This is a genomic window from Rhizobacter sp. P2_H3 (assembly GCF_056403355.1).
In genome coordinates this window covers 1-6,161 of sequence record NZ_JBFUFQ010000301.1, presented here as the reverse complement: position 1 = coordinate 6,161, position 6,161 = coordinate 1, and the positions used below count along the sequence as shown (strand labels likewise).

5 protein-coding genes are annotated in these 6,161 nt (G+C 70.7%); 1 reads left to right on the top strand and 4 read right to left on the bottom strand.

Annotated elements, in window-relative coordinates; genetic code table 11:
* Positions 1-356: 356 nt before the first annotated feature.
* From argF to AC1D1T_RS29365, 3 genes are read right to left on the bottom strand one after another with little or no spacing between them, the layout of a single operon-like run.
* The gene (gene argF / locus AC1D1T_RS29375) at positions 357-1,355 is read right to left on the bottom strand and encodes an ornithine carbamoyltransferase (RefSeq protein ID WP_465113052.1); all 999 of its coding nucleotides are present in this window, start codon (positions 1,353-1,355) and stop codon (positions 357-359) included.
* Between the two features lie 20 nt (positions 1,356-1,375).
* Positions 1,376-2,605 (bottom strand): arginine deiminase, encoded by a 1,230-nt coding sequence (locus AC1D1T_RS29370; RefSeq protein ID WP_465113051.1) that lies wholly within the window; start codon positions 2,603-2,605, stop codon positions 1,376-1,378.
* Positions 2,606-2,623: 18 nt separating this feature from the next.
* Complete coding sequence (locus AC1D1T_RS29365; RefSeq protein WP_477993017.1) at positions 2,624-4,111, bottom strand: basic amino acid/polyamine antiporter; 1,488 nt, start codon at positions 4,109-4,111, stop codon at positions 2,624-2,626.
* Positions 4,112-4,354: 243 nt separating this feature from the next.
* Between AC1D1T_RS29365 and AC1D1T_RS29360 the strand changes: the two genes are divergently transcribed.
* Positions 4,355-5,149: a Crp/Fnr family transcriptional regulator gene (locus AC1D1T_RS29360; protein ID WP_477842854.1), complete on the top strand. Its 795-nt coding sequence runs from the start codon at positions 4,355-4,357 to the stop codon at positions 5,147-5,149.
* Here the strand turns inward: AC1D1T_RS29360 and AC1D1T_RS29355 are convergent.
* A partial coding sequence (locus AC1D1T_RS29355) for an ATP-binding protein (RefSeq protein WP_477993016.1) occupies positions 5,106-6,161 on the bottom strand: 1,056 nt, incomplete at its 5' end. The genes AC1D1T_RS29360 and AC1D1T_RS29355 overlap by 44 nt on opposite strands.

Genomic DNA, 6,161 nt, shown 5'->3' with positions numbered 1-6,161 from the left:
CTTCGTAGCCCGGGTGACAACCCGGGGATTCACCTTCATTTGTTCGCTTGTCAAAGGTGAAGGACCAGGGCGATGGCACAAAGGCGCGTGGGGGAGGCCGTGGAGCGTCAATAAGGACGGGGCGCCGGAGCTGGCTGGTTTCATGGCCCGCGCGCGCCAGCGCGCTTCGTGCACTGACTGTCGCCCACTGTTTGACCACAACGAACGAAGTGAGTGGCGGGAGTTTGGGCGACGGGCCTTGAAACCAGTCAGTGGAGGGGAGTCAGCGCCCCGCCAGGGGCGCTGACCGCACCGGACGGCGCGCCACGGCCTCCCCCACGCGCCTTTGCAGCGCAGAAGGAAGAAGTGAAACTGGATCACCCCAAGGTCGCCACAAGGAGCGCCTTGATGGTGTGCATCCGGTTCTCCGCCTGGTCCCAGACGATCGAGGCCGGCGACTCGAAGACCTCGTCCGTCACCTCCATTCCGTCGAGCCCGAAGCGCTGGAAGATCTCCTCCCCGCGCCGCGTCTCCCGGTTGTGGTACGCCGGCAGGCAGTGCATGAACTTGACGGCTGCATTGCCGGTCGCCGCCATCAGCCGTGCATTCACCTGGTACGGCCTCAGCAACGCGATCCGCTCGGCCCAGGCCGCCTCCGGCTCCCCCATCGACACCCACACGTCGGTGTAGACGAAGTCGACACCCTCCACCGCCTGCAGCGGCGCCTCGGTCAGCGTCAGCTTCGCGCCGCTCACGCGCGCCAGCGCCTCGCACTGCGCCTGGATCTCGGGCGCCGGCCACAGCACCCGCGGTGCCGCGATGCGCAGGTCCATGCCCATCAGCGCCGCCCCCTGCAACAGCGAGTCGCCCATGTTGTAGCGGGCATCGCCCAGGTAGGCCACCCGCATCTCGCGCAGCGGCTTGTCGCAGTGCTCCTGCATCGTCATCAGGTCGGCCAGGATCTGCGTCGGGTGGAACTCGTTCGTCAGCCCGTTGTAGACCGGCACGCCCGCATGCGCGGCCAGGTCCTTCACCGTCTGCTGCGCGAACCCCCGGTACTCGATCGCGTCGTACAGCCGGCCCAGCACCCGCGCCGTGTCCTTCACGCTCTCCTTCTCGCCCAGCTGCGAATCGCCCGGACCGATGAACGAGACGTGCGCCCCCTGGTCGTGCGCCGCCACCTCGAACGCGCAGCGCGTGCGCGTCGACGACTTCTCGAAGATCAGCGCGATGTTGCGACCGCGCAGCGTCGGCTGCTCGGTGCCCGCCGCCTTCGCGCGCTTGAGCTCGTGCGACATCTCCAGCAGGTGCTGGATGTCGCGCGCGTTCAGCTCGTCCAGCGACAACAGGCTGCGGTTCTTCAGGTTGTAGGCCATCGCACTCCCCTTTCCTCGATTCAATACACCACCGCGTCGCGGCTCAGCGGGCAGCTCATGCAATGCGCCCCGCCCCGCCCGCGGCCCAGCTCGCCGCCCGGGATCTCGATCACCTCGATCCCGGCCGCGCGCAGCTTGCGGTTCGTCTGCGTGTTGCGGTCGTAGCCGACCACCACCCCCGGCTCCAGCGCCAGCAGGTTGTTGCCGTCGTCCCATTGCTCACGTGCACTCTCGAAATCGTCGCCCCCGGTCGCGATCGCGTTCAGCGCCGGCACCTCCAGCGCCGCGCTCACGACGTCCAGCAGGTGCTGGCCCGCCAGCGTGCGGATGCGCGGCGGCCCGCCGCGCGGCCCCGGTTCCAGCTCGTGGCACACCAGGCGGTCCACCACCTCGGGGAAATAGGTCACCACCTCGCGCGAACAGGGCGTGAACACCGTGTCCAGGTGCATCGCGGCCCTGGCGCGCGGCATCTGCGCCGCGATCACGCGCCGCGCCGCGCCGTGCTCGAACAACCGGTGCGCCAGTTGCACCACCGCCTGCGGGCTGCTGCGCTCGCCCATGCCCACCAGCAGCACGCCGCGCCCGAGCGGCATCAGGTCGCCGCCTTCCAGCGTCGCGAGACCATGGTCGCGCATGTCACCGCCCCACCAGGTCTCGAAGCCGCCGTTCACGAAGCGCGGGTGGAAGCGGTACACCGCCGCCTTCAGCAGCGTCTCGCCGCGGCGCACCGGCCAGAACATCGGATTCAGCACCACGCCGCCGTAGAGCCAGCTGCTCGCGTCGCGCGTGAACAGGCTGTTCGGCAACGGCGGCAGCACGAAGTCGTGCATGTCCAGGTACGGGCCCAGCAGGCCGTTCGGGCGGAACGGCAGCTCCGACTTCGTCATGCCGCCGATCAGCAGCTCGGCCAGCCGGGCCGGCGGCAGCTCGGCCAGCGCCGCATGCAGGTCGTCCAGCATGCCGAGCCCGACGCTGTCGGGCATCACCCGGTGCTGCAGCACCCAGCGCCGCGCCTCGGGCTGCGCGAGCGTCTCGGCCAGCAGCTCGTGCAGCTCCAGCACTTCGACGCCGCGCCGCGCCATCTCCGAGACGAACTGCGCGAAATCGCGCTGCGCGCGCTCCACCCACAGCACGTCGTCGAACAGCAAGCCACGGCAGTTGTCCGGCGTCAGCCGCCGCTGCGCCAGCCCCGGGCGGCACACCAGCACGCTGCGCAGCCTCCCGATCTCCGAATGCACGCCCCAGTTCATCGTTTGGTCCACAGCCTCTCAGAGCTTCTGCAAGTCCAGCACGCCACCGGCGATCAGCCACAGCGTCACGAAGGCCGCCGCCAGCAGCAGCACGGCCACCACCTGCTCGCCCGCCCCCGCGTACACCGGCAGGCCGCGGCGCCGCCGCGCAAGCGCGTGCACCGCCAGCCCGGGCACGTAGACCAGCGCCGTCAGCAACAGGTACACCGGCCCGGCCGCATACACGAGCCAGGCGCTGTAGACCGTCGCGACCGCACCGGTCAGCAGCAGCGCGCGCGAGCCCGCACCGCGCCGCAGCGCGAACAGCGCGCACACCAGGTAAGGCAGCAGGATGGTCGAGGTCGCCAGCTTGATCAGCGCGAGGTAGGCATTGCCGGCCAGCAGCGACAGCAGCAGCACCGCCTGCACGATGCCGTTGCTCCACCACAGCGCGGCGGCCGGCGCCTGCCGGCGGTTCTCGCCGCCGAAGCCGCCCGGGAACACCTCCTCCTTCGCGGCGCTGTACGGCACCTCGGCCGCCAGCATCGTCCACGCGAGCATCGCGCCGCCCACCGACACCAGCAGGCCGATGTTCACGAGCACCGCACCCCAGGGCCCGACCACCTTCTGCAGCACCCCGGCCATCGACGGGTTGGCCATCTGCGCGAGCTCGGCCTGCGGCACGACGCCGAGCGACAGCAGCGTGATCGCCATGTACAGCAGGAGCGTCGCGCCGAAGCCGAGCATCGTCGCGCGGCCGACGTCGCCGGCGCTGCGCGCCCGCGCCGAGAACACCGAGGCCCCCTCGATGCCGATGAAGGCCCACACGGTGACCAGCATCGTCGAGCGCACCTGGTCGAACACCGGCCCGAGCTTCGCATCGCCCCACATCGACAGCGAGAAGGTCGGCGCCTTGAAGGCCACGCCCACCAGCCCGACGAACATCRGCAGCGGCACGAGCTTCGACAGCGTCACCAGCGTGTTGACCGCCGCCGCGGTGCGCACGCCGCGCAACGCCAGCCCGTGGTAGCCCCACAGCAGCACCGACGCCGCCGCGACGCCCACCGCGGTGTCGCCGGCGCCGAGCCCGGCCGCCGGCAGCAGGTTCGACACCGCCGCGACGATCACGACCAGGTAGCCGGCATTGCCGATCAGCGCCGACAGCCAGTAGCCCCAGGCCGACTGGAAGCCGACGAAGTCCCCGAACCCGGCCCGCGCATAGCCGTAGACGCCACCGGTCACGCCGGGCGCGGCCTGCGCAAGCTGCAGGAACATCATCGCCAGCGACAGCATGCCGAGCGCGGTGATCCCCCAGCCGATMAGGATCGCACCCGCACCCGCGCCGGCCGCCATGTTCTGCGGCAGCGAGAACACCCCGGAACCGATCATCGAGCCGATCACCAGGCTCGTCAGGGCGCCCAGCGACAGCCGCTGGCGCAGCGGTGCCCACGTCCCGGAGACGGACTCGGCGACGGCCGGCGTGCGCTCGCGCGAGGGCGGCGCGGAAACGATGGATGGCGTGGACATGGCGACCTCCTGCAAAACCCTTCCAAGGGCGTGGAGGCAGCCTAGTGGGCCCGGCCGCGCCGGGCTTGATACCCGTCAAGCCATTGCGCGCTCATCGGTGATGAGACCCCAGGTCGGCGCGGCTGATACATGCCGGACACCAACCGTTCACTCGCTGTTACGCAGCGATCCGGCGCATTCGCGCGACATTGACACGCGGTTCCTAAGCTCTTGTCCATACCACAACACCCACAGGAGCCCGCCATGCAGACCGCCACGATGCACACCGAATCCGCCGTCCGCCCGCCGATGCCGATGCATTCTGCTGCTGCGGCAGCGCGCGGCCCGGCCCGGCCCGACGCCGACACGGTGTGCGCCCGGGTCAACGACTCGCTGAAGCTGCTGGCCGGATCCGTCGAGCTGCAACGCCGCATCGTGCATGCCGGCGACACGGTGTTCCAGGGCGGCCAGGGCTTCCAGTGCCTGTACATCATCAACTCCGGCTTCTTCAAGACGCTGAACGTCGCGGCCGACGGGCGCGAACAGGTCGTCGGGCTGCACTTCAAGGGCGACTGGATGGGCTTCGACGGCATCGCCCACGGCCAGTACGGCTGCGATGCGATCGCGATGGACACCGGCGAGGTCTGGGCCATCCGCTACGACACGCTGCTGCTCGCCGCCGCCCGCCAGCCGGCGCTGCTCGGCCTGCTGCATGCCGCGATGAGCCGCGAGATCTCGCGCGACCGCGATTCGCTGCTGTCGCTGGGGACGCTGCCGGCCGATGCGCGGGTGGCCGACTTCCTGCGCTACTGGGCCGAGTCTCTGTCGCAGCGCGGCCTGCGCGCCGACCAGATCACGCTGCGCATGACGCGCGCCGAGATCGGCAACTACCTGGGCATGACGCTCGAGAGCGTCAGCCGCGCGCTGTCGCGCATGGCGCGCAGCAACGTGATCCGCTTCACCGAGAAGGGCCGGCGCGACCTGTGCATCGCCAGCACCGAGGCACTCGCCTCGTTCATCCAGGCGGCGATGACGCCAGCGTCGCGGGTGCTGCAGTGATCGCCCGCACGATCGCGTCGGACAGCTCCTCGCGCGAATAGGGCTTGCGCAAGAGCTCCCACGGCAGCCCGATGCTGCCGTCGCCCACCATCGCCTCCGACGAATAGCCGGACATCAGCAGCACCGCCAGCGCCGGCCGCAAGGCCTTCGCGCGCCGTGCGAGTTCGGTGCCGCGCATGCCGGCCCCGAGGATCACGTCGCTGAGCAGCAGGTCGATCGGCTGCGTGCGTTCCAGCGCGGCCAGCGCCGGCTCGGCACTCGAATGGACCGTCACCTCGCACTTCAGCGCGAGCAGGAAGTTGCGGCACACCGCCAGCACCTCCGGGTCGTCCTCGACCACCATCACCCGCAGCCCCGGCGGCAGTGCCGCCGTCGCACCGCCGCGCGCCTCGGTGCGGTCGACCAGGTCGAAGCGCGGCAGGTACAGCGTGACGCGCGTGCCGGTGCCGGGTGCCGAGTCGATCACCACCGCGCCGTGCGACTGCTTCGCGAAGCCGTACACCGTGCTCAGCCCGAGGCCGGTGCCGCGCCCGGCCTCCTTGGTCGTGAAGAACGGCTCGAAGGCGCGGTCGCGCACCGCCTCGGACATGCCGTGGCCGGTGTCCGAGACGCTGATCGCGACGAACGCATCTTGCTGCGGCACCGTGCCGGCCTGGTCCGGATCGGCCAGCTCGGCCGCCACCTGCGCCGGAACGCGCCGGCACGGCTGGCAGCTGAACGACAGCGTGCCGCCCTCGGGCATCGCGTCGCGCGCATTGATCGCGATGTTGAGCAGTGCCGATTCCAGCTGGCCCGGATCGGCCCGGCAACCCGGGCAATCGTCGGCCGCGTCGACGACGATCTGCACCCGCTCGTCGAGCGTGCGGTGCAGCATGTCGGCCAGCGAGTGCAGCAGCAGTGCCGGCTCCACGCGCGTGGGCACCAGGCGCTGGCGGCGCGAGAACGCGAGCAGCTTGCCGGTCAGCTCGGCGCCGCGCCGGGCCGCGCGCGTCGCGGCGCCCAGCATCTGCTG

Bases quoted from the DNA above. Each gene is read 5' to 3' on its own strand.
- argF (WP_465113052.1), bottom strand. From the start codon at position 1,355: ATGGCCTACAACCTGAAGAACCGCAGCCTGTTGTCGCTGGACGAGCTG.
- AC1D1T_RS29370 (WP_465113051.1), bottom strand. From the start codon at position 2,605: ATGAACTGGGGCGTGCATTCGGAGATCGGGAGGCTGCGCAGCGTGCTG.
- AC1D1T_RS29360 (WP_477842854.1), top strand. From the start codon at position 4,355: ATGCAGACCGCCACGATGCACACCGAATCCGCCGTCCGCCCGCCGATG.